The following is a 21479-nucleotide window of genomic DNA, read 5'->3' as shown; positions in this document are numbered from 1 at the left end:
ACATGGAAGAACGTAGCGAGGAACTATGGCATGAGAAAGCTAGGCAACTTGGTATTGTAGTTATTATACCTACCTACAATAATGAAAAGACGCTGACTACCGTAATTGAAGATGTACTCTTTTATGTAGAAAATATCATCGTTGTCAATGACGGCTCTACCGATAGCACCCCTACTCTTCTGGAAAACTATCCGAACCTGCATATCATCACCCATCCTACCAATAAAGGAAAAGGAACTGCCTTAAAGAACGGATTAAAACAGGCCAAAGCAGCCGGCTACCGATATGCCATCACTATAGATTCCGATGGACAGCATTTTGCTTCGGATATTCCTATTTTCATGGAAGAAATAGAAAAAGAACCGGATACGTTGTTGGTAGGTGCCCGCAATCTGACTTCGGACAATATGCCTGGCAAGAATACTTTCGCCAATAAGTTCTCCAACTTCTGGTTTAAACTTGAAACCGGAGTAAAGCTTCAGGATACCCAATCGGGTTACCGGCTCTATCCATTACATAAAATCAATGTGCAGAGATTCTACTATACCGCTAAATATGAATTTGAACTTGAAGCACTAGTATTTGCAGTATGGGGAGGAACTACAGTCCGCAATATACCCATACATGTCTATTATCCGCCCCAGGAAGAACGTGTCTCACACTTCCGTCCTTTCCGGGATTTCACCCGCATCAGTATATTGAATACCTTCTTAGTGTTCATTACTTTCCTCTGGATTTATCCGCGTAACTTCTTCCGGAAACTAACCTGGAGTAATTGCCGGAAATTCTTCCGGACTCACATTACACAGTCCGAAGAATCGAATCTGAAAATTACCTATGCCATTATGTTAGGTGTATTTATGGGAATAGTCCCGATTTGGGGATACCAGATGCTTGCCACTTTATTTTTGGCTCATGTGCTTAAACTCAACAAAGTAATAGCCATTGTAGCAGCTAATATCAGTATTCCTCCCATGATTCCTTTCCTATTATATGGCAGTTACCTGACAGGGTGTAAAGTACTGAACAGACCGGTTGAACTTCATCTTACCAATATTTCATTTGAAAATGTGAAATCGGTTTTAGAGCAATATTTAATTGGAAGTGTTATCTTTGCAACCGCTTGTAGTATATTGGCAGGTATTATAACGATCAGCCTGCTCACTATATACAGAAGGCCGAAAACAACATGACTCAGTTCTTTATCAGACTATATAATTATTTTCAAAGACACAAAGTTCTCTTCTATTTGTCACTCTGTGTTTGTGTCCTTTTTATGGGGTACTTCGCCTGGCAAGTCAGGTTTGAAGAGAATGTGACCCGTTTCTTTCCTGATACGAAAAACAGCCAGAACATCACCAAAGTATTTGATAACCTAAAAATAAAGGATAAGATTATCATCTTAATCTCTCCTGCCGACTCTACAGTAACTCCGGATTTAATGATAGAGGCCGGAGACCAACTGAAACAAAACTTATTAGAAGAGTCTAACCAAACCTGGATTAAAGATATCTTTTCGGAAGTAGATGAAACAACCATTGAAAAAGCAACAGATTTTGTTTATGAAAACCTTCCGCTGTTCCTGACGGAAAAAGACTATCAGCACTTCGACTCACTCTTAACGCAGGAAGGCATAGAAGTCATGATGCGAAAGAACTATACCAACCTTATTTCTCCCGCAGGTATAGCATTGAGAGGTTATATACAAAGAGATCCGTTAGGACTTGGGAACAACGTCTTAAAGCATTTGCAGGATTTTCAGTTGGAAACCAATTATGAAATCAACAACGGACACATCTTTTCGAAGGACGGAAATACATTGCTGATGTTTATGACTCCGGTATTCGGAACAGGAAGTACCGGTGAGAATGAAAATCTGATCCGAATACTTGAAAATGAGTTGCAACAGGTTCAGAAAGAGTATCCTTCCATTCACGTATCTTACTTTGGAGGTCCCTCTGTCAGTGTCTATAATGCGCGACAGATTAAAAAAGATACCATTATTACTTCTTCGATCGCACTGCTGATTATCATTGTTTTCATCTCGCTGGTGTTTAAGCACAAGAAATCAATCCCTCTCATTGTCACTCCCGTTTTATTCGGGGGATTGTTCGCTTTATGCCTGATCTACTTTATTCAGGGATATATTTCTGCAATTGCCGTAGGTGCCGGATCTGCTATTCTGGGTATTGCGCTGAGTTACTCCATACACATGCTGGCCCATCAAAATCATGTTTCTACTGTCCAGCAATTGATTAAAGAAATAACTTATCCGCTTACAGTAGGCAGCTTTACTACAATAGGTGCATTCTTCGGACTTACTTTTACCACTTCCGAATTGCTACGCGATTTCGGTTTGTTTGCTTCTCTGGCACTTATTGGTACTACTCTTTTCTGTCTTATTTACCTTCCACACTTCCTAAAAGGACAAGCAGATGTGAAGCAAGGCAGGGTCTTACGCTTTATTGAAAAAATCAATGCCTATCCTTATGAAAAGAACAAATGGTTAGTAGGTGGTATCGTTATTATTACCCTCATCGGCTTATTTACTTCACAGAAAGTCAAGTTTAACGAAGACATGATGAGCCTCAACTATGAACCTCAGCACTTAAAACAAGCAGAGGCTAGACTGGAACAGCTTTTCAATGCCCAAGAGAAAACCGTACTTTTTGTCAGTGTAGGTAAGAACATGACGGAAGCACTCGAAAACTATGCAAATACCAATCAGCACTTATCCACTTTTAAAGAGCAAGGGCTTATTAAAGCATATGCATCTGCCGAGCAATTCTTAATTTCACCGGAAGAACAGCAAAAGCGTCTGGAACAATGGAACCAGTATTGGGGAGAGTCGGGAAAGATATCAACTATTCGCAAATACATAGAAGACGCTGCCCGTACCTATCACTTCCGGGAAGGTAGTTTCAATGCATTTTACCAATGGTTAGAACATCCATTCCAGCCCTATAATTATCAGGACGATACAAATAGTATCGCCACTACCCTACTAAACGAATGGCAAACAAGTGCTGACTCCATCACGATGCTCGTTACCCAGGTACGCATCACTGATGATAATAAGGAAGAAGTCTATCAACAATTCAAGGATAATACGGATGTTGTAGTCTTCGACCGGAGTTATTTCACTAATCAATGGGTCTCTACCATCCATAACGACTTTTACCTGATACTTTATATTTCTTCGTTCCTTATATTCCTGGCTCTATTGATTTCGTACGGGCGTATAGAATTAACCCTGATCAGTTTCCTGCCTATGCTTATCAGCTGGACCATTATTTTGGGCCTGATGGGGATTCTGGGTATCGAATTCAACATTATCAATATTATCCTCTCTACTTTCATTTTCGGTATCGGAGACGACTTCAGTATCTTCATCATGGATGGACTCCAAAACAAATACCGGACAGGAAAAGCGATCCTGAATTCCCATAAGACAGCTATTTTCTTCTCTGCATTCACAGCCGTTGTAGGAATGGGAACTTTAGTATTTGCCAAACATCCCGCCCTGCAATCCATTTCACTGATTTCCATCCTTGGAATGGCTGCGGTGGTATTAGTAGCCTATACCATACAACCTATTATTTTCCAGTTCTTTATTGCTAAACCGGCTGCTAAGGGATTGCCCCCGTATACCTTGATAGGCTTACTCCGCACAATCATCCTTTTCATGCTCTTCGTTACAGGATGCATCATTCTGAGAATTTTCATTTTCTTATTATACCTCATTCCGGTACGCCGCAGTTATAAGCAGCAGCTTGTTTGCCGGATTATCAACATTACTTGCAAAGGTATATTGGTAGTGGCAACATTTGTACGTAAAGAACACATCAACGTAACCAATGAGACATTCAAAAAGCCGGCTATCATAATAGCCAATCACCAGTCTTTCATTGATATCCTGGAGTTATTATCTTTTTCCCCGAAGATTATCATGATAACCAATCACTGGGTATGGAACTCTCCGGTATTTGGAAAAATCATTCAATATGCAGGCTTCTTCCATGTAGACGAAGGATATGAACTTTGTGTGGAACGGATGCGGGAAAAAGTAAGAGAAGGATACTCCATTGCCATTTTCCCCGAAGGTACCCGAACCTATGACGGCAAGATGAAACGTTTTCATAAAGGTGCTTTCTATTTATCAGAAACTCTGCAATTGGATATTATTCCTATTCTGCTATACGGCAATGGAGAGATTATAGCCAAGGCACAACCTTTCTATGTCCGCAAAGGCATTATTTACTCTAAAATATTGCCTCGCATACTTTATAACGATGATTCATTCGGAACTACCTATCAGGAACGTACCAAGCGCATCTCTTCCTATATGAAAGAAGAATATGCACGTATTTGCCTGGAAAAGAATACACCGGCGAATCCGGCATTTTATGAGGCGTTGGTACTGAACTATATCTATAAAAGTCCTGTCATCGAGTGGTACATCCGTATCAAAGTAAAGATGGAACACAATTACCAATTATTCAATCAACTGATTCCGATGAAAGGACAGATTACGGATATCGGTTGTGGTCTGGGTCCTCTGTGTTATATGCTGTCTATGATATCCAAAGAAAGGCAAATATTAGGAATCGATTATGACGAAGATAAAATAGCTATAGCTCAACACGGTTGGCTTCGTGGAGAAAACCTTCGCTTTGAACATGCTGACGCATCGGTTTATGAGTTCCCGGAAAGTGACGTCTTCATCCTGAATGACGTATTGCATTACATGAATTATGAACATCAACATGACTTGTTAGTGAAATGTGCCAATCTTCTTCGTCCTGAAGGAATGATTATCGTACGTGATGGAAATTCCGCTGAGACCCATAAACATCGGCTAACCCGCCTCACGGAAGTTCTCTCTACCCAAGTTGTCAAGTTCAACCGCACTACGGATGAGCTCTGCTTCACTTCCGAAGCTCAAATTCAGAGCATAGCCCAGAAGTGTGGAATGGAAGTAAAGACTATCCGCAACGATAAATATACATCAAATACCATCTATATACTTAAAAAACAATTGCCATGAGTAAGTATGACATCATCATCATTGGAAGCGGGTTAGGTGGCCTTGAATGTGGAGCCATACTTAGTAAAGAAGGGTATAACGTATGTGTGCTCGAAAAGAACGAACTGTTTGGAGGATGCTTTCAGACCTATCGCCGGAAAGGACATTTGTTGGATACAGGAATTCATTATATAGGTAGTCTGGACGAAGGACAAGTCATGAATCAGTTTTTCCGGTATGTAGGAATCATGGATCACCTCAAAGTCCGGAAACTGGATGAAAATGCTTTTGATAAGATTTTCTATAAGAATCGCGTATATGATTACGCAATGGGATACGAACGTTTTATCGATACCCTTTGCCAATCATTTCCTCACGAAAAAGAAAATCTCCGGCAATATACAACGTTACTGAAAGAAGTAGGCAATCTGATCAGTGTGGACAATCTGAAGAAAGGTATTATTTCTACTGAAGGAATGAAGTTCTTCAATACCTCAGCAGCAGGAATGATAGATAAGATTACCACCAATCCTGATTTGCAATCGGTATTGGCCGGCTCGGCACTTCTGTATGGTGGTTTAAGAGAACATTCCAACTTCTATGAACACGCCATGATTAACAACTCCTACATACAAGGAGCCTATCGGTTCATTGACGGAAGTATGCAAGTGGCCTCTGAGATGATCAATGTGATTCGCACTCATGGCGGAACAGTTTTGAACAACAGTGAAGTCACCCGTATCATTGTAGAGAACAACCAGGCAGCAGGGGTAGAGATAAACCGTGCAGAACGGATAGAAAGCAAATACATCATCTCTAACGTACACCCCAAACAAACATTAACCTTGCTGGACAAAACCCGCTGTATCAAAAATGCCTATATCTCCCGTATTAATTCTTTAGAAAACACATACGGCATTTTCACTCTCTATCTGATCATGAAAGAGAAAAGTTATCCATATCTGAATCAGAATCTCTATCTGCATGGAGACAATGATGTATGGTATGATAAGAAAGTCAATATGGGATATACCACCAATTGCATGATCTCCACACAAGCATCTTCCCGCAACAGTGATTATGCGGACGTCATTTCCATTCTGACTCCCATGTATATAGACGAACTGTCCGCCTGGCAAAATACACTTCCCGAACAACGAGGTGAAGACTATAAAACCTTCAAAATGGAAAAAGCCAGGCAATTGTTGGAGTTCATCAAGAGTCACGGGATCGATTTTACCGATCACATCGAGACTATGTATACCACTACTCCACTTAGCTACAGAGACTTTACAGGGACTTGCGACGGTTCTGCCTATGGAATTATCAAAGATTACAAATGTCCGCAAATCGGTTTTGTTTCCACCCGAACCAAACTGGGAAACTTATTTCTCACGGGACAGAATCTAAATGTCCACGGTGCTTTAGGAGTTACATTAACCTCCATCATCACTTGTGGCGAATTACTCGGACATGAATATTTAGCTAAACGAATAGGCCATGCATAAGATATTAAAGAAAACAATTAAATATACGGCATGTGGCATAGGAATACTTCTCTTTGCCATCATCCTCTTTGTTAGCATTCTCTATTTCTCTGCGGATATGCTGACTCCCGACTACACCCCAAAAGCCAACGGAGAATTGGTACAGACAGATAGTCTTCGGGAATATACGGGCAATTATCTGCGGCAAAGCAACAGTGGCCTGTGGGAATTGAAGGTGAGTGGTGACGCATTCCAGCGCGGTGAGGTCATAGGCAAACTTTCTTCTGATTTACTATATTATCAGGAGAAAGTCTTTGTTGACCAGATACGCGAAATCGTACCTTCTGACAATTATCTTAAGTTTCTCCGCTTCTTCATCGTACTTTTTAACCGTAATTTAGGAGAGAATGTCCCGGAAGAATTCAGAGATGAAATTTATGGCATTTCGCTCTCCTGTACCCATGAGTACGACTTTATCGGTACTCCCTACGAGCGCCAGCTCAATTATCATTCGGCTCACGATCTGGGACATGCCATGCAAGATTACATGTTGGTAGGTTGCAGTTCCTTTGCCACCTGGGGAGAAAACAGTGCCGACTCCTCCCTCATTATCGGACGCAATTTTGATTTTTACATGGGGGATAAGTTTGCACACAACAAACTGGTATCTTTTTATCAGCCCGAGCAAGGCTATAAATTTGCATCCGTGGGTTGGCCGGGTATGATCGGTGTACTTTCGGGCATGAATGAAACCGGACTCACGGTGACTATCAATGCTGCAAAATCGGATATGCCGACTGCTTCCGCCACTCCCATCTCTATCCTGACCAGAGAGATACTGCAATATGCCTCAACAATTGATGAAGCTTATGCCATCGCTTTGAAGCGAAAAACATTTGTTTCCGAATCCATACTGATCGGTTCTGCGCGGGATGGCAGAGCCGCTATCATTGAAAAGTCACCGGAGAAGACGGCACTTTTTACAAGTAGCGGTAATCAGATTATTTGTACCAACCATTATCAATCAGATACTTTCCGCAACGATGAATGCAACCAGGAAAACATTGCGACTTCCGACAGTCCCTATCGTTTTGCCCGCCTGCAAGAACTGTTGAAAGAGAATAAGCCTATCGATCCAATGAAAGCTGCTTCCATACTCCGCAACCAAAAAGGATTGGACAATATTGATTTGGGCATGGGTAATGAAATGGCTATCAATCAACTCATAGCCCATCACTCTGTTATTTTCCTACCGGAGAAACAGATCATGTATGTATCCACTTCTCCCTGGCAATGCGGCAAGTATATGGCATACGATCTAAACAAAATATTCAGCGATGCTGTAGATTTCCATCACGAAATCGCCACTTTGAGTCTGACTATTCCGGAGGACAACTTTATCAAGCAAGCAAACTATAAACAGTTTATGGCTTATAAACAGCTAACGAAGCTCATCCGGGAAAAGACCCAGCGGAAAGAAACAATAGAAACAAAGGTTCTGAATCTTTATGAGGCATCCAATCCTTCGCTCTATTACGTTTACGAAGTATTGGGAGATTATTATGCTGCAGTACAACAAACTGGTATAGCCATAACCTATTGGCAGAAAGCACTAACAATGCCCATACCCAAACAAGCAGAAAAAGTACGAATCCAACAAAAAATCAATAAAAACCAATAATATGGAAAAGAATCCAGACATACAGTTTTGCTCTCCTGAAGAGATTAAATTGTATCAGGAAGCCAGACTCACTGAAACCTTGGCTTACTTGCAGGCACATTCCCGCTTCTATCAGCAAATGTTCAAAGAACATTCCATAGACACCACCCGGATCAAGAAGATAGAAGACCTCCAACAAATTCCCGTTACCACCAAAACAGACCTGCAACTACATAATAGTGAATTCATCTGTGTAGACCCGGATGGTATTATCGACTATGTCACCACTTCCGGCACTTTAGGAGATCCGGTTACTTTTGTACTGACCTCCAAAGACCTGGACCGTCTGGCATACAACGAGTATCTGTCCTTCAACACCGCCGGATGCAGCCGACACGATATACTTCAACTGATGACCACCATAGACCGCCGCTTCATGGCAGGGCTGGCGTACTACTTGGGAGCCAGAGAGCTCGGAATGGGAGTAGCCCGTGTAGGCAACGGTATACCGGAACTGCAATGGGATACCATTCATCGTATTCATCCTACCTGCGGCATGGTCGTTCCTTCATTCCTTATTAAATTGATAGAGTTTGCCGAAAAAAATCAGATTGATCATAACACCTGTTCTATGAAGAAGTGTGTATGTATCGGTGAAGCACTGCGTAACCCCGACTTTACATTGAACACCCTTGGACAGCGTATCAGCGAAAAGTGGCCGTCACTCCAACTCTATTCCACTTATGCCTCTACAGAAATGCAATCATCCTTCACCGAATGTTCTGAATTCCATGGCGGACACCTGCAACCCGAGCTTATCATTGTAGAGTTTCTGGATGACAAGAACCTTCCGGTGAAAGAAGGAGAACCGGGAGAAGTAACCATTACCACATTAGGGGTGGAAGGTATGCCTCTGCTTCGTTTCAAAACCGGAGATATCTGTTACCAATATACGGAACCTTGTGTATGTGGCAGAAACACCATCCGGTTAAGTTCTGTGCTGGGACGAAAAGGACAAATGATAAAATACAAAGGAACAACTCTGTATCCACCTGCATTATTCGACATATTAGATGATATTCCCCGAGTAAAAAACTATGTTGTTGAGGTGTACACCAACAAATTAGGTACAGACGAGATACTGATTCGGATTGGCAGTGACGAGAACAGCGAAAGCTTTGCCAAAGAAATTAAAGATTTATTCCGCTCTAAAATACGGGTAGCCCCTACTATCCGATTTGAACCGGCAGAATATATCTCCCAGATACAAATGCCTCCGATGAGTAGAAAAAGCATTAAATTCTTTGATTTACGGTAACTAATTTCTAATTTTGACAAAAATAATAAACTGAGTACTGATTCTAAATTATTAATTGTATGAAAAAGTTATTCACCCTTCTGTTCCTTGCAACAAGCATGATTTGTTTCGGACAAAACAAGAACTTCCTTAAAGAAGCCGAAAGTCTCAATTTCTATGGAGTGGACTATTCGGCAGCTAAAGTATTTGGCGCAGCAGAAACCCCGGCAGAATTTAAGGTGGCATTTGATAGAATTAACCAATTATTTATCACTGAAACCAAGAAATATGATGTTAGCAAGAAGTTAAAAGTAAGAGTTAATGAAATCTCACTCGATGCTGTCAATCAGGTAAATGGAGCAATCAATCCACAAAAATTGATGACGACTGATACAAACTATACGTTGAGCGAAGAGCAGATTAAACAAATTGTGAAAGCACTTCCCACACAAAACAAACCGGGTATTGGACTGGTTATCATTGCTAAATTATTGAACAAAGCAGAGGCATACGGCTCTTATCAGGTAGTATTCTTCAATACGGATACGAAAGAAATAATACAAGATTGGGCTACAGGTGGTAAAGCAAGAGGTTTTGGATTACGCAATTATTGGGCTGGTTCTATTTATAAAGTTATAAACAATCTATAAAACAACAATATACTAAAAACAAAAGACGATGAAAAAATTACTATTATTATTTACCTTATTGGTAGGCATCAGCCTTCACTGTGCAGCACAAAATTACACTGAAGTTGTTTATCTGAAAAACGGAAGTATTATCCGCGGTATTATCATTGAGCAAATACCCAACAGTTCGCTGAAAATACAAACTGCTGACGGAAGTATCTTTGCCTATCCAATGAATGAAGTTGAGAAAATCACAAAAGAGGTAGGTGCATCTAAGAATAGACACCAGGATTTCGGAAAAAAGAGCAGTACCTTGAGAGGTTATAAGGGTTTTGTTGAAACCGGTTATATCTTCGACCTGAGCGATTGTGATGCTAACAGATTTACTTTATCAACCACACACGGTTATCAGTTTAATAATTACCTGTTTGTTGGAGGTGGTATGGGATTGAATTGTTACACAGATGCCGATTTGTATTCTGTTCCCATATTTGCCAGCTTCAGAGCCAATTTCACCAAAAATAAGATTACTCCGTTTGCCGATATTAAAAGTGGCTACGCTGCTGGTGATGTAGAGGGGGCTTTTGTTACATTGGGTGTAGGTGTACGCTTCGCTCTTGCTAAAAAGATGGCACTGAATCTTAAACTGGAATACGCATATCAAGAATATGATTACGAATACTATTATGGCAGCTATTATTACTATGATAGTGAGTCTATAAATGGTATCGGAATCAAATTTGGTTTCGAATTCTAGGTAAAGCAGTTTCTATACTAAAAAGCGGATTGAATTCTACGCCATGTAGTTTTCAATCCGCTTTTCATTTATAATAGTTTCTTATCCCTGCTGAATATCTTTTTTCAGTTCATCCACCTGTTCATAAGTAAATCCGTCAAGGGCTTTCTTCATACTGATCAACTCCTCACGAATCGCTTTCAGGCGATCTACAATTTCAAAGTTACGGAGAGTGCTTTCTTTATTGTCTTTCATTCGCTGGCGGGCACCGGGTAATGTCATTCCCCGTTCCTTCACCAAATGATAGATCAGCTTCACAGTTTCAATATCCTCTTTGCGATATTGCCGCACCCCACGGCTTCCCTTTTTGGGAGAAAGTTGTGGAAACTCTTTCTCCCAGAAACGAAGCAAGGACTCGTTCACATCGAACATCTGGGCTACCTCACTGATGGAATAATATAATTTCAGGTCTTTATCCATAGCTATTAATCGAGAACTTTACCGTGGTTGGCAGCAATCTGTATCATCCGGTCGTAATCCTCAGCACTCAAGTCCATAAAGTAATAGTTGACAGGATTGACTACCTGCCCTTTTACATGAACTTCATAATGCAAGTGAGGACCTGTACTCTTTCCTGTACTGCCTACCCCGCCAATGACTTCACCGCGTACCACCTTCTTTCCGACTTTAGTGCGGAAATCACGCAAATGCGCGTATACGGTCTGATAACCAAATCCATGGTCTACCACAATCCGGTTACCATACCCGGTTTGCCACCCCATCTGTACCACCGTACCATCTCCTGTGGCATAAACATCCGTACCCAAAGGTGCCGAGAAGTCCATACCTGCATGAAATTTTGTAGTCCCGTAGATAGGATCGATACGCGTTCCGTAGCCGGAAGCAGTTTTGCGAAGGTCTTTATTGGAAACAGGCTGGATGGCGGGGATACAACGCAACATTTCATCATGGCTCTTACACATATCCACCACATCATCGAAGGAACGCGACTGGATATAGAGTTGCTTGCTGAGCATATCCATTTTCTGAGTTGTATTCACTACCAGATCGGAGTTCGCCATATCCATCAGGTGTTCATAGCGGTTAGTGCCGCCATACCCTGTCTGGCGGATAGCCGAAGGTATGGGGTCAGCTGCAAATATAACCCGATACAGATTATCATCACGCTGCTGCACATCTTGCAACACCCCCATTGCCTCATCCAGACGCCGGGAAAGCACATTATACTGCGCTAAAAGTTGGCTATTTTCCTTCCTCAACTCTTTCTCCGAAGGTGAACCGAAAATAATCAGCAGAATTATAAAACTACCTGCCCCTAAGCCCATGCCGATAAACAAACGGCGCAAAAGACTCACCATCCGTTGCCGGACAGTAGGGTAAATACGGTCATAAGTCTGCGTCTGTGGATTATAAATGTAGTAAACTTTGCGCATCTTTTGGAAATATTTCGCTCATTAATACGGCAAAAGTAATAAAAACAAGCTATCTTTGCGCTGTTTTTTCAAGAATATTAATACTAAGTAGCAAGTAGTTAGTAGATAATATCGAATAGAAGATAGTAACAGATTAAGATAAATAGAAGAGTATGTTGACTGCAAATGAAATCCGGAACTCATTCAAGAGTTTCTTCGAGAGCAAAGGCCACCAGATAGTGCCCTCGGCTCCGATGGTAATTAAAGATGACCCGACACTGATGTTTACTAATGCGGGGATGAATCAGTTTAAAGATATTATTTTGGGCAACCACCCTGCGAAATATAAAAGAGTCGCGGACTCGCAGAAATGTCTGCGCGTCAGCGGAAAACATAATGACCTGGAAGAAGTAGGACACGACACGTACCACCACACCATGTTCGAGATGTTGGGCAACTGGTCGTTCGGTGACTATTTTAAGAAAGAGGCTATCGACTGGGCATGGGAATATCTGGTAGATGTTCTGAAGATAGATCCGAAAAACCTTTATGCCACCGTATTCGAAGGCAGCCCTGAAGAAGGATTGGAACGTGACAATGAAGCTGCTTCCTTTTGGGAACAGCACCTTCCGAAAGATCATATCCTCAACGGTAACAAGCATGATAACTTCTGGGAGATGGGCGATACAGGTCCGTGTGGTCCGTGTTCCGAGATACATATAGATTCACGTTCGGAAGAAGAGAAAGCCAAAGTTCCGGGTAGCCAATTGGTGAACAAGGATCATCCGCAGGTTATTGAAATCTGGAACCTCGTATTCATGCAATTCAACCGCAAGGCCGACGGTAGTCTTGAAGGACTTCCCGCCAAAGTGATCGATACAGGTATGGGCTTTGAACGCTTGGTACGCACGCTACAGGGCAAGACTTCAAACTATGATACGGACGTATTCCAGCCGATATTGAAAGCCATCGCTCACATGGCAGACACCAACTATGGCAAAGACAACCAACAGGACATCGCCATGCGTGTGATTGCCGACCACATTCGTACAATCGCTTTCTCTATTACAGACGGACAGTTGCCTTCGAATGCAAAGGCAGGTTATGTAATCCGCCGTATCCTGCGTCGCGCAGTTCGTTACGGTTATACATTCCTGGGACAGAGACAGGCATTCATGTATAAATTGCTCCCGGTTCTGATTGATAATATGGGTGGAGCTTATCCGGAACTGGAAGCACAGAAAGAACTGATCAGCAAGGTTATTAAAGAAGAGGAAGACTCCTTCCTCCGCACACTGGAAACCGGTATCCGCTTGCTGGATAAGACGATGGCTGACGCCAAAGTTGCCGGAAAGACAGAAATCAGTGGTAAGGATGCCTTTACCTTATATGATACTTTCGGTTTCCCGCTCGACCTGACGGAACTGATTCTCCGTGAAAACGGTATGACTGCCGACATCAAGGAGTTCGACGCCGAGATGCAACAGCAGAAGCAACGCGCCCGCAACGCCGCTGCCATAGAAACCGGCGACTGGATTACCCTGAAAGAAGGAACTACTGAATTTGTTGGTTACGACTATACGGAATATGAAACAAGTATCCTTCGTTACCGTCAAGTAAAACAGAAAAACCAGACATTGTATCAGATTGTACTGGACTATACCCCGTTCTATGCCGAAAGCGGTGGTCAGGTAGGTGATACAGGTGTATTGGTCAGCGAATTCGAAACGATTGAAGTAATTGATACAAAGAAGGAAAATAACCTTCCGATACATATCACCAAGAAATTGCCCGCACATCCGGAAGCTCCGATGATGGCTTGCGTAGATACCGACAAACGTGCTGCCTGTGCAGCCAATCACTCGGCTACCCACTTGCTGGACTCTGCACTCCGCGAAGTACTGGGCGAGCATGTAGAGCAAAAGGGTTCTTTAGTAACCCCCGACTCACTACGTTTCGACTTCTCTCACTTCCAGAAAGTGACGGACGAAGAAATCCGCCAGGTAGAACATTTGGTGAATGCAAAAATCCGTGCCAACATACCTTTGAAGGAATACCGCAATATTCCTATTGAAGATGCCAAAGAACTGGGTGCTATCGCCTTGTTCGGTGAAAAGTACGGCGACCATGTGCGTGTTATTCAGTTCGGTTCATCCGTTGAGTTCTGTGGAGGTACACACGTTGCTGCTACCGGAAACATAGGTATGATAAAGATTGTATCTGAAAGTTCCGTTGCTGCCGGCGTACGCCGTATCGAAGCTTACACCGGTGCACGCGTAGAGGAATTGATGGACACCATAAAAGATACTCTGAAAGATCTGAAAGCGCTCTTCAACAATGCCCCCGACTTGGCCGGAACCATCCGCAAGTATATTGAAGAGAATGCCGGATTGAAGAAGCAGATGGAAGACTTCATGAGGGAGAAAGAGGCACAGATAAAGGAAAGATTGCTGAAAAACATGCAGGAAATCCACGGCATAAAAGTAATTAAGATTTGTGCTCCGATACCTGCAGAAAGCATTAAGAATATTGCATTCCAACTGCGTGGCGAGATTACAGAAAACCTGTGTTTCGTTGCCGGAACGATCAATGAAGGAAAACCGATGCTGACGGTAATGTTGAGCGATAACCTCGTAGCCGGCGGATTGAAAGCCGGAAACCTGGTGAAAGAAGCTGCCAAACTGATTCAAGGCGGTGGCGGCGGCCAACCTCACTTTGCAACAGCAGGTGGAAAGAACATTGACGGACTGAATGCAGCAATAGAAAAGGTACTGGAACTGGCCGGAATTTAATAATTGACTTGTGAAAGCAGGCGGATTATTATTCGCCTGTGCAAGTAAATAACCGGCAAAAGACTTGACTTTGACATCCTAATATCGTATCTTTGTCAATGTAATCCTGATTTAATTTCGGGAAGATATATAGTAGAGAGGAGAAGCGAAAGTTTCTCCTCTCTTTTTGTATCTATAGAAGTGAAATGAGTTAAGATAGTATGTTTTACAGGATAACATACCATGTAATGGAGTAAAACAAACGATGTAATCACCCCAAACAAACCATCTGTTTGGGTAAAACACATCATCTGTTTGCAGAAAATAGAAACGGGAAAGCCGAAGCCCTCCCGTCCCGTTAAACAAACATAAATTCTCTCTTGACAAAAAAGGTTAGATTAGTATATCTTTTTCAATTATTCCCCACTCTCATCATATGGTTTCAAGCGTTCCACATGATAAACTTTACATCCAGCCGGGACTTCTACCGGACAGATCTCGGTAACATTTTCCCAAAAGTCCATATATTCCATTACAGACGTTCTGGTCAGATCAGGACCATTGAAAGTATAAAGATGCTTTTCGCCATTATACTCAAATAGCAGACCTAAGCGTTCCTTTTCATCTTCAACAACCGGAACTCTTTCATATCGTCCTATGAAAGGAGCAATAGTAGAATTATCCGGATGAACACGCAAGGTTCCTTTTTCCAACATTTCAGATTCATTGTCCGGTATCATCTCATAACGTCCTCCCACCTTTACGGTAAAAAAGTCAGTGAATGCATCCGCTATATTCTTCTGTTGTTCTTCTGTAGCTCCGGGAACCACGATACCATCCTTCACTTTAGACCAAACCAATTTCAGGCATTCATCTACCTTCACTCTCAGTAAAGCTGAAGAACCACTACCATCTCTTACCGTAATTCCCGTCTCACCTTCAGCTTTAGGAATAATCTGTATACGTTGGTACCCACTTTCACTTTTTACAAAAGCAGCAGTTACTATGGCATCGTCACCGTTCACTATGGAATAGTTACCGTCTCCACCATCCACACCGACAATAATACCTTCCGGTTTATTCAGATAGAGATTCGCAGAACTAAACATATTCCCACAGGTGCCAACTTGATAAATAGGCGCATCACCCGTAAAAAACACTATATCACGATAATCATCCTCGCATGCAGTACCTACAAACAAGAGTGAAATCAACATTAAAATAGAATAGATGTGTCTCATTGTTTTAGCTTTTATATCGGACTCGTATAATGAAAATGCAGCAAATAGTTAATTACTGCATGAGAACAGATATTTTTTTAGTTCCAACGATTTATAGTATTTGCTCTTTCGGATAATTCACCAGATACAAAGTACCTGTAGCACGGGTAAAAGCTGTATACAACCAGCGGAAATAATCCGGTGTCAGATACTCATCCGTCATATACCCCTGATCGAGAAATACATTCTTCCATTGTCCGCCCTGCGCTTTGTGGCAAGTAACGGCATAAGCATACTTCACTTGTAAAGCATTATAATGCGGGTCTACCTTCATCTTTTTCATCCGTTCACGCTTCATGGAAATATCGGCGTAATCTTCGAGTACTGCATAGAAAAGCCGGTCATTGTCTGCCTTTGGCAAAGCTGGTGCATCAGTATGCAAGGTATCCAGCAGCAGATTAACTTCCAGTTCAAAGTCCCCATAATCAGGAAAAGCGAGCAAAACCTCCGCAAAACGAAAACCATATAACTCACGTGTACGGCGTAGGCGGCGAAGAACAGCTATTTCACCATTGGCAATGAAATCCATTTCTTTACTTTTCTCCGTCCAGTAGTAATTATTCTTTGCTACCATCAGCAAGTCGCCTGTGTTCAATTCATCCTCCCGCCAAAGGATTTGCGCGCGTATACCATTATTGTAGATATTCGCCCGCTTATTAGAACGGCATACGACAATGGTCTCATCCATCCCGTCACGGTCGTAGCAAGTACTCAGCGTATCTATCAGTTCGTCGCCCGAAACTACTTTTATATCAGCAAACCCCGACACCTTTATCTTTGGCAAACTTTCACAGGCATCTTCGGCTATAAGTTGGCGCAACCGGGTAGCATTCCACAAAATACCGGAGTCCTGCACCTGACGCACTACCTGCGTCAAATCTACCTCTATCACTTCCAGTCCATATCCTTTCAGAGCTTCAGCAAATAAGGCAGGACTCTGTTCCTCACCCACCGGAGGAAGCTGTGCAGTATCGCCCATCAACACCAAGCGGCATCCTGTACCGGAGTAAACAAACTGTATCAGATCGTCCAGCAAACGCCCTGTACCAAACACAGCACCGGATAAGCCCTCGTTCGAAATCATCGAAGCCTCATCCACTATATATAAGGTATGTGTAGTCAAATTATCATTCACCGAGAAGTTACTCACCTCGTTGGAGAAAGATTGCTGACGGTAAATCTTTTTGTGAATAGTAAACGCCGGATGCCCCGCATAAGCAGAAAAGACTTTCGCAGCCCGCCCTGTAGGAGCCAGCAGAATTGACTTCTGTTGCAACTTATCCAATGTCCGTACCAATGCTCCAACTAGTGAAGTTTTTCCCGTACCAGCGTATCCGCGCAGCACAAAAACCGCATCGTTACGAGGAGATAGCAAGAAGGTAGCCAATGATTTTAGTACTATTTCTTGCTCAAAAGTTGGTTCATAAGGAAAATTTTCCTTAATTTGCGTTTCTAAATAGTTATTTATCATTTTTGTAATAGAAAAAAGTTACAGGAACTATCGCCATTAGAATTATTTATTTTATTTTTGCGGTACGAATATAACAACTAAAAAACATATTTATCATGAAAACAGTATTTAATGTCATTTTAGGCTTGTGTGCAGTGGTACTGATCTACATCTGCTATACCAGCATTATGGGTCCTATTAATTTCGAAAAGGCAAGAAAGCACAGAGAGAAGGCAGTTATTGCCCGTTTAATGGACATCCGTAAAGCACAGCAGGAGTACCGTAACTTGAATCACCAACAGTACACAGCAAGTTTCGACACTTTGATCAACTTTGTTAAAAACCAGAAGTTGCCTTTCATCTACAAAGAAGGTGAATTGAATGATAAGCAGTTGGAAGACGGCATGACAGAAAAGAAAGCTATTGCTATCATCAACAAAGCAAAGAAAACAGGTAAATACGATGAAGTAAAGAAAGCCGGTCTGGAAAACTTCAAACGTGATACTTTGTGGGTTGCCGTATTGGATACTGTATTCCCCAAAGGTTTCAATCCCGACTCCATGAGATATGTACCTTACGGTAACGGTGCACAGTTCGAGATGGCTATCAGAAATGATACTGCTAAATCCGGTGCTCCTTTCTGCCTGCTCGAAGTTAAGACTCCGTACGAAACTTACCTGAACGGTCTGGACAAGCAAGAAATTGCTAACATGAAAGACGTACAAACCAAGTTGGGTAAATATTGTGGTCTGATGATCGGTAGCTTGGAAACTGCTAACAATAACGCAGGTAACTGGGAATAATTCCTATCCTCAACTCTGTATGATAGAAACGATTGACTTTAGTAAATCGGAACAATATACGTTATCCATCCGCCTCAGTGCGGATGGATTTTCTTTTTCTGTATTCAACCCTCTCAATGAGGGTGAACTCTTTTTCTTTGACCGTAAAGTAGAAGAATCACTCTCCCTCACAGCCAACCTGAAACAGACTTTCCGCGAAGTAGAATGGTTAAAACATCCTTACCGCCGGGTAAATATACTCATGGCAGGTAAACGCTTTACCCTTGTACCGTTGGAGTTTTTCGAAGACGAGCAAACAGAAATGCTCTTTTACCATAACCATCCTAAACGGGAGAATGAGGTTATACAATACAACATTCTGCGGAAAAATAATACCGTAGTACTGTTCAGTATGGACAAAAGTGCCCGTTCATTTCTTTGCGAACAATATCCTGATGTGAGGTTTTATTCACAAGCAAGTTCATTCATTGAACACTTCTCCAGTAAAAGCCGCTTGGGAAACAGTCGGAAAATGTATGTGCACCTGCGGAAAGATGCTGCCGAACTATATTGCTACGACCGCAATCACCTGCTCCTTGCCAACTCTTTTGAGTGCAAACAGACAGCAGACCGTATCTATTACCTATTATATATATGGAAACAGCTTGGTTTCGAACAAGAACGCGACGAACTACATCTCACCGGTGAGTTGTCCGACAAAGAAACTTTGCTCAGTGAACTACGAAAATTCATCCGGCAGGTATTCGTCATGAACCCTGCCACTAACCTCGACCTACAAGCCATAACCCTATGCGAGTAATCAGCGGAATATATAAAAGAAGAAGATTTGACGTACCTCGTACCTTCAAGGCGCGTCCCACAACAGACTTTGCCAAAGAGAATCTGTTTAATGTACTTGCCAACTATCTGGATTTTGAAGATGGTGTATCTGCCCTCGACCTCTTTGCAGGCACAGGCAGCATCAGTATAGAACTGGTATCACGCGGTTGCGATCGTGTAATCAGCGTTGAAAAAGACCGGGATCACCACGCTTTCATTTGCAAAATCATGCAGGAAGTGAAGGATGATACTTGTATCCCCATCCGTGGCGATGTATTCAAGTTCATCAAAGGGGGACGCGAACAGTTCGATTTCATTTTTGCCGATCCTCCGTATGAATTGCAAGGACTGGAAACCCTTCCCAATCTTATCTTTGAAAATAACCTGCTGAAAGAAGGAGGTCTGTTTGTATTGGAACACGGCAAGAAAGACAACTTCGAGAATCATCCGAACTTTGTGGAACGGCGGGTATATGGAAGTGTAAACTTCTCGATATTTAAATGAAGAATTAGCTGCGCAATGATGCCGCATGGTAATTCTTCATTTTTCATTCTTCATTATAAAAGCGGTGCCATCAAGCGCACCACGCTCTCGGCAGCCTTCCGCCACCAGGGACGCTTCACCCAGTTTTTAAGGAAGACTTGTACACAGTCGCGCTGATCCTGAAGAAAGATCTCCCGCATTTGCAATGCCGTTTCCGTATCATAGATAAAGGCATTCACCTCGAAATTATGCTCAAAGCTACGGAAGTCCACATTGGTAGAACCAACAGTGGAAAGCTCATCATCCGATACCATCAGCTTGGAATGCAAGAAGCCTTTTTTATAGAAATAGATTTTTACACCCGCTTGCAATATATCCGCCAGATACGAACAGGAACCCAAATGCGTCAGACGATTATCCGCACGCATTGGCAACATCAGACGTACATCCACTCCTGCCAATGCCACAGTTTGCATAGCGGCCAAAATCTGTTCCGTAGGCAGAAAATAAGGAGTCTGTATATAGAAGTATTTCTTTGCACCGGAAATTGCCATACTCAATCCTTGCATAATCTCTTTCCAGGGACCAATGGGGTCACTCGTCACAATCTGCACCAAAGAAGTGCCGGTCGCTTCCATCTTCGGAAAGTAACGGGAAGCACTGATCAAAGTACGGTCAACAAAATACCAGTCGAGCAGGAAAGCAGTCTGCAGACCATGCACGGCTTTACCTTCCAGTAAAAGATGGGTATCACGCCAGATACCCCATGAGAAACCACGCATATAACGTTCTGCCAGATTCATTCCACCTACAAATCCCACACGCCCGTCAATCACCACAATCTTACGGTGATTACGGTAGTTCACCTTACTAGTGAACAGCGGAAAACGTACTTTCAGGAAACTACGCACTTCAATGCCTGCCGAAAGCATCTCATCATAGAACCGGTTGGGCACATGCCAGCATCCTACATCGTCATAGATAAGACGCACTTCAACGCCTGCCCGCGCTTTCTCCACCAATACATCGCGTACCATACGTCCGATAGCATCATCTTCAAAGATATAAAATTCAATATGGATATGTTGCCGGGCATTCTGCAGTTCCCTCAACAAGGATTGCAGCATAGAGCCGCCATTGGTATAGATTTCGATACGGTTACCGTCGAAAGGGAATGCCTGGGTCGTGTTGCGGAACAGGGAAATAAGCCGACTGTAAGCCATTGGCAAAGTAGTGGCATCCTGCGCCAGATACTCCACCATCGGTTTATTCAGCAGACGGTTATAAATCTTCTGCCCTATGATGCGCTCCCGCCTGCGGCTTCGTCCGAAAAAGAAATAGAAGACTAACCCCACAACAGGCAGGAACATCAATACCAGTATCCATGCAAGCGTCTTCACCGGATTACGATTGTCGAGGATAATGACAACAATTGTTCCGATGATAGCGCCAAAGTAAATAATATCAAAGGCGACGGTAGCTACTTGGTTGAGTATATAGTTCCAGTCAATCACAAAAGCAAATATAGAGAAAATAAAAGAATTCCTGTTTTTTTATAAGAAAAAAGAGATTGAATTTAAAGTATTTACATATATTTGCATAATT

Annotated in this window: 16 protein-coding genes; 11 read left to right on the top strand and 5 right to left on the bottom strand. The window is 42.4% G+C overall.

The features are described from left to right. Positions 1 to 2 precede the first annotated feature (2 nt). From BWI44_RS16760 to BWI44_RS16730, 7 genes are read left to right on the top strand one after another with little or no spacing between them, the layout of a single operon-like run. The gene (locus BWI44_RS16760; RefSeq protein ID WP_195209793.1) at positions 3 to 1193 is read left to right on the top strand and encodes a DUF2062 domain-containing protein; all 1191 of its coding nucleotides are present in this window, start codon (positions 3 to 5) and stop codon (positions 1191 to 1193) included. Continuing rightward, positions 1190 to 5047 (top strand): trifunctional MMPL family transporter/lysophospholipid acyltransferase/class I SAM-dependent methyltransferase, encoded by a 3858-nt coding sequence (locus BWI44_RS16755; protein WP_195209792.1) that lies wholly within the window; start codon positions 1190 to 1192, stop codon positions 5045 to 5047. The genes BWI44_RS16760 and BWI44_RS16755 overlap by 4 nt, the downstream gene beginning before the upstream one ends. Next, positions 5044 to 6534: a phytoene desaturase family protein gene (locus BWI44_RS16750; RefSeq protein WP_007667131.1), complete on the top strand. Its 1491-nt coding sequence runs from the start codon at positions 5044 to 5046 to the stop codon at positions 6532 to 6534. The genes BWI44_RS16755 and BWI44_RS16750 overlap by 4 nt, the downstream gene beginning before the upstream one ends. Next, a complete protein-coding gene (locus tag BWI44_RS16745; RefSeq protein WP_195209790.1) occupies positions 6527 to 8194 on the top strand; it encodes a C45 family autoproteolytic acyltransferase/hydrolase in 1668 nt (555 codons plus the stop codon). Before BWI44_RS16750 ends, BWI44_RS16745 begins: the two co-directional genes overlap by 8 nt. A gap of 1 nt (position 8195) precedes the next feature. Further along, on the top strand, positions 8196 to 9491 hold the full coding sequence (flxY, locus tag BWI44_RS16740) for a flexirubin biosynthesis putative acyl-CoA ligase FlxY (RefSeq protein ID WP_195209789.1): 1296 nt from the start codon (positions 8196 to 8198) through the stop codon (positions 9489 to 9491). A 59-nt stretch (positions 9492 to 9550) separates the two neighbouring features. Next, entirely contained in the window at positions 9551 to 10120 is a 570-nt protein-coding gene (locus BWI44_RS16735; protein ID WP_007667136.1) for a hypothetical protein, read from the top strand. 28 nt (positions 10121 to 10148) lie between these two features. Beyond that, positions 10149 to 10856: a DUF481 domain-containing protein gene (locus BWI44_RS16730; RefSeq protein ID WP_007667138.1), complete on the top strand. Its 708-nt coding sequence runs from the start codon at positions 10149 to 10151 to the stop codon at positions 10854 to 10856. Between the two features lie 81 nt (positions 10857 to 10937). On the opposite strand, the gene BWI44_RS16725 is transcribed toward BWI44_RS16730, so the two are convergent. Then, positions 10938 to 11315, bottom strand: a complete 378-nt coding sequence (locus BWI44_RS16725) for a MerR family transcriptional regulator (protein ID WP_007667139.1) — start codon at positions 11313 to 11315, stop codon at positions 10938 to 10940. A gap of 5 nt (positions 11316 to 11320) precedes the next feature. Then, complete coding sequence (locus BWI44_RS16720) at positions 11321 to 12289, bottom strand: M23 family metallopeptidase (protein ID WP_195209788.1); 969 nt, start codon at positions 12287 to 12289, stop codon at positions 11321 to 11323. A 152-nt stretch (positions 12290 to 12441) separates the two neighbouring features. On the opposite strand from BWI44_RS16720, the gene alaS reads away from it, so the two are divergent. Next, positions 12442 to 15060 carry an alanine--tRNA ligase gene (gene alaS / locus BWI44_RS16715; protein ID WP_286815210.1) on the top strand — a complete coding sequence of 873 codons (2619 nt, stop codon included), beginning with the start codon at positions 12442 to 12444 and terminating at the stop codon, positions 15058 to 15060. A gap of 395 nt (positions 15061 to 15455) precedes the next feature. On the opposite strand, the gene BWI44_RS16710 is transcribed toward alaS, so the two are convergent. Beyond that, positions 15456 to 16280: a hypothetical protein gene (locus BWI44_RS16710; RefSeq protein ID WP_195209787.1), complete on the bottom strand. Its 825-nt coding sequence runs from the start codon at positions 16278 to 16280 to the stop codon at positions 15456 to 15458. Between the two features lie 91 nt (positions 16281 to 16371). Continuing rightward, positions 16372 to 17790, bottom strand: a complete 1419-nt coding sequence (locus tag BWI44_RS16705) for an ATP-dependent DNA helicase (protein ID WP_195209786.1) — start codon at positions 17788 to 17790, stop codon at positions 16372 to 16374. Positions 17791 to 17885: 95 nt separating this feature from the next. Here BWI44_RS16705 and BWI44_RS16700 point away from each other — a divergent pair, with 95 nt between their 5' ends. From BWI44_RS16700 to BWI44_RS16690, 3 genes are read left to right on the top strand one after another with little or no spacing between them, the layout of a single operon-like run. After that, the gene (locus tag BWI44_RS16700; RefSeq protein WP_007667144.1) at positions 17886 to 18572 is read left to right on the top strand and encodes a hypothetical protein; all 687 of its coding nucleotides are present in this window, start codon (positions 17886 to 17888) and stop codon (positions 18570 to 18572) included. 19 nt (positions 18573 to 18591) lie between these two features. After that, positions 18592 to 19371, top strand: coding sequence for a DUF3822 family protein (locus BWI44_RS16695; protein ID WP_195209785.1), 780 nt, complete (start codon positions 18592 to 18594; stop codon positions 19369 to 19371). Then, the gene (locus tag BWI44_RS16690; RefSeq protein ID WP_118223428.1) at positions 19362 to 19895 is read left to right on the top strand and encodes an RsmD family RNA methyltransferase; all 534 of its coding nucleotides are present in this window, start codon (positions 19362 to 19364) and stop codon (positions 19893 to 19895) included. The genes BWI44_RS16695 and BWI44_RS16690 overlap by 10 nt, the downstream gene beginning before the upstream one ends. Before the next feature lie 53 nt (positions 19896 to 19948). Here the strand turns inward: BWI44_RS16690 and cls are convergent, their stop codons facing one another. After that, the gene (gene cls / locus BWI44_RS16685; RefSeq protein ID WP_118424518.1) at positions 19949 to 21388 is read right to left on the bottom strand and encodes a cardiolipin synthase; all 1440 of its coding nucleotides are present in this window, start codon (positions 21386 to 21388) and stop codon (positions 19949 to 19951) included. Positions 21389 to 21479: the final 91 nt, after the last annotated feature.

Source organism: Bacteroides sp. Phil13 (assembly GCF_001940965.1).
GTDB lineage: Bacteria > Bacteroidota > Bacteroidia > Bacteroidales > Bacteroidaceae > Bacteroides > Bacteroides intestinalis.
Note: the sequence above shows the minus strand (reverse complement) of the source record. Positions and strands in the feature narration are given on the sequence as shown.

What these genes read in the sequence shown, in the direction of transcription:
- BWI44_RS16760 (WP_195209793.1), top strand. Translation starts at nt 3, where the DNA reads ATGGAAGAACGTAGCGAGGAACTATGGCATGAGAAAGCTAGGCAACTT.
- BWI44_RS16755 (WP_195209792.1), top strand. Translation starts at nt 1,190, where the DNA reads ATGACTCAGTTCTTTATCAGACTATATAATTATTTTCAAAGACACAAA.
- BWI44_RS16750 (WP_007667131.1), top strand. Translation starts at nt 5,044, where the DNA reads ATGAGTAAGTATGACATCATCATCATTGGAAGCGGGTTAGGTGGCCTT.
- BWI44_RS16745 (WP_195209790.1), top strand. Translation starts at nt 6,527, where the DNA reads ATGCATAAGATATTAAAGAAAACAATTAAATATACGGCATGTGGCATA.
- flxY (WP_195209789.1), top strand. Translation starts at nt 8,196, where the DNA reads ATGGAAAAGAATCCAGACATACAGTTTTGCTCTCCTGAAGAGATTAAA.
- BWI44_RS16735 (WP_007667136.1), top strand. Translation starts at nt 9,551, where the DNA reads ATGAAAAAGTTATTCACCCTTCTGTTCCTTGCAACAAGCATGATTTGT.
- BWI44_RS16730 (WP_007667138.1), top strand. Translation starts at nt 10,149, where the DNA reads ATGAAAAAATTACTATTATTATTTACCTTATTGGTAGGCATCAGCCTT.
- BWI44_RS16725 (WP_007667139.1), bottom strand. Translation starts at nt 11,315, where the DNA reads ATGGATAAAGACCTGAAATTATATTATTCCATCAGTGAGGTAGCCCAG.
- BWI44_RS16720 (WP_195209788.1), bottom strand. Translation starts at nt 12,289, where the DNA reads ATGCGCAAAGTTTACTACATTTATAATCCACAGACGCAGACTTATGAC.
- alaS (WP_286815210.1), top strand. Translation starts at nt 12,442, where the DNA reads ATGTTGACTGCAAATGAAATCCGGAACTCATTCAAGAGTTTCTTCGAG.
- BWI44_RS16710 (WP_195209787.1), bottom strand. Translation starts at nt 16,280, where the DNA reads ATGAGACACATCTATTCTATTTTAATGTTGATTTCACTCTTGTTTGTA.
- BWI44_RS16705 (WP_195209786.1), bottom strand. Translation starts at nt 17,790, where the DNA reads ATGATAAATAACTATTTAGAAACGCAAATTAAGGAAAATTTTCCTTAT.
- BWI44_RS16700 (WP_007667144.1), top strand. Translation starts at nt 17,886, where the DNA reads ATGAAAACAGTATTTAATGTCATTTTAGGCTTGTGTGCAGTGGTACTG.
- BWI44_RS16695 (WP_195209785.1), top strand. Translation starts at nt 18,592, where the DNA reads ATGATAGAAACGATTGACTTTAGTAAATCGGAACAATATACGTTATCC.
- BWI44_RS16690 (WP_118223428.1), top strand. Translation starts at nt 19,362, where the DNA reads ATGCGAGTAATCAGCGGAATATATAAAAGAAGAAGATTTGACGTACCT.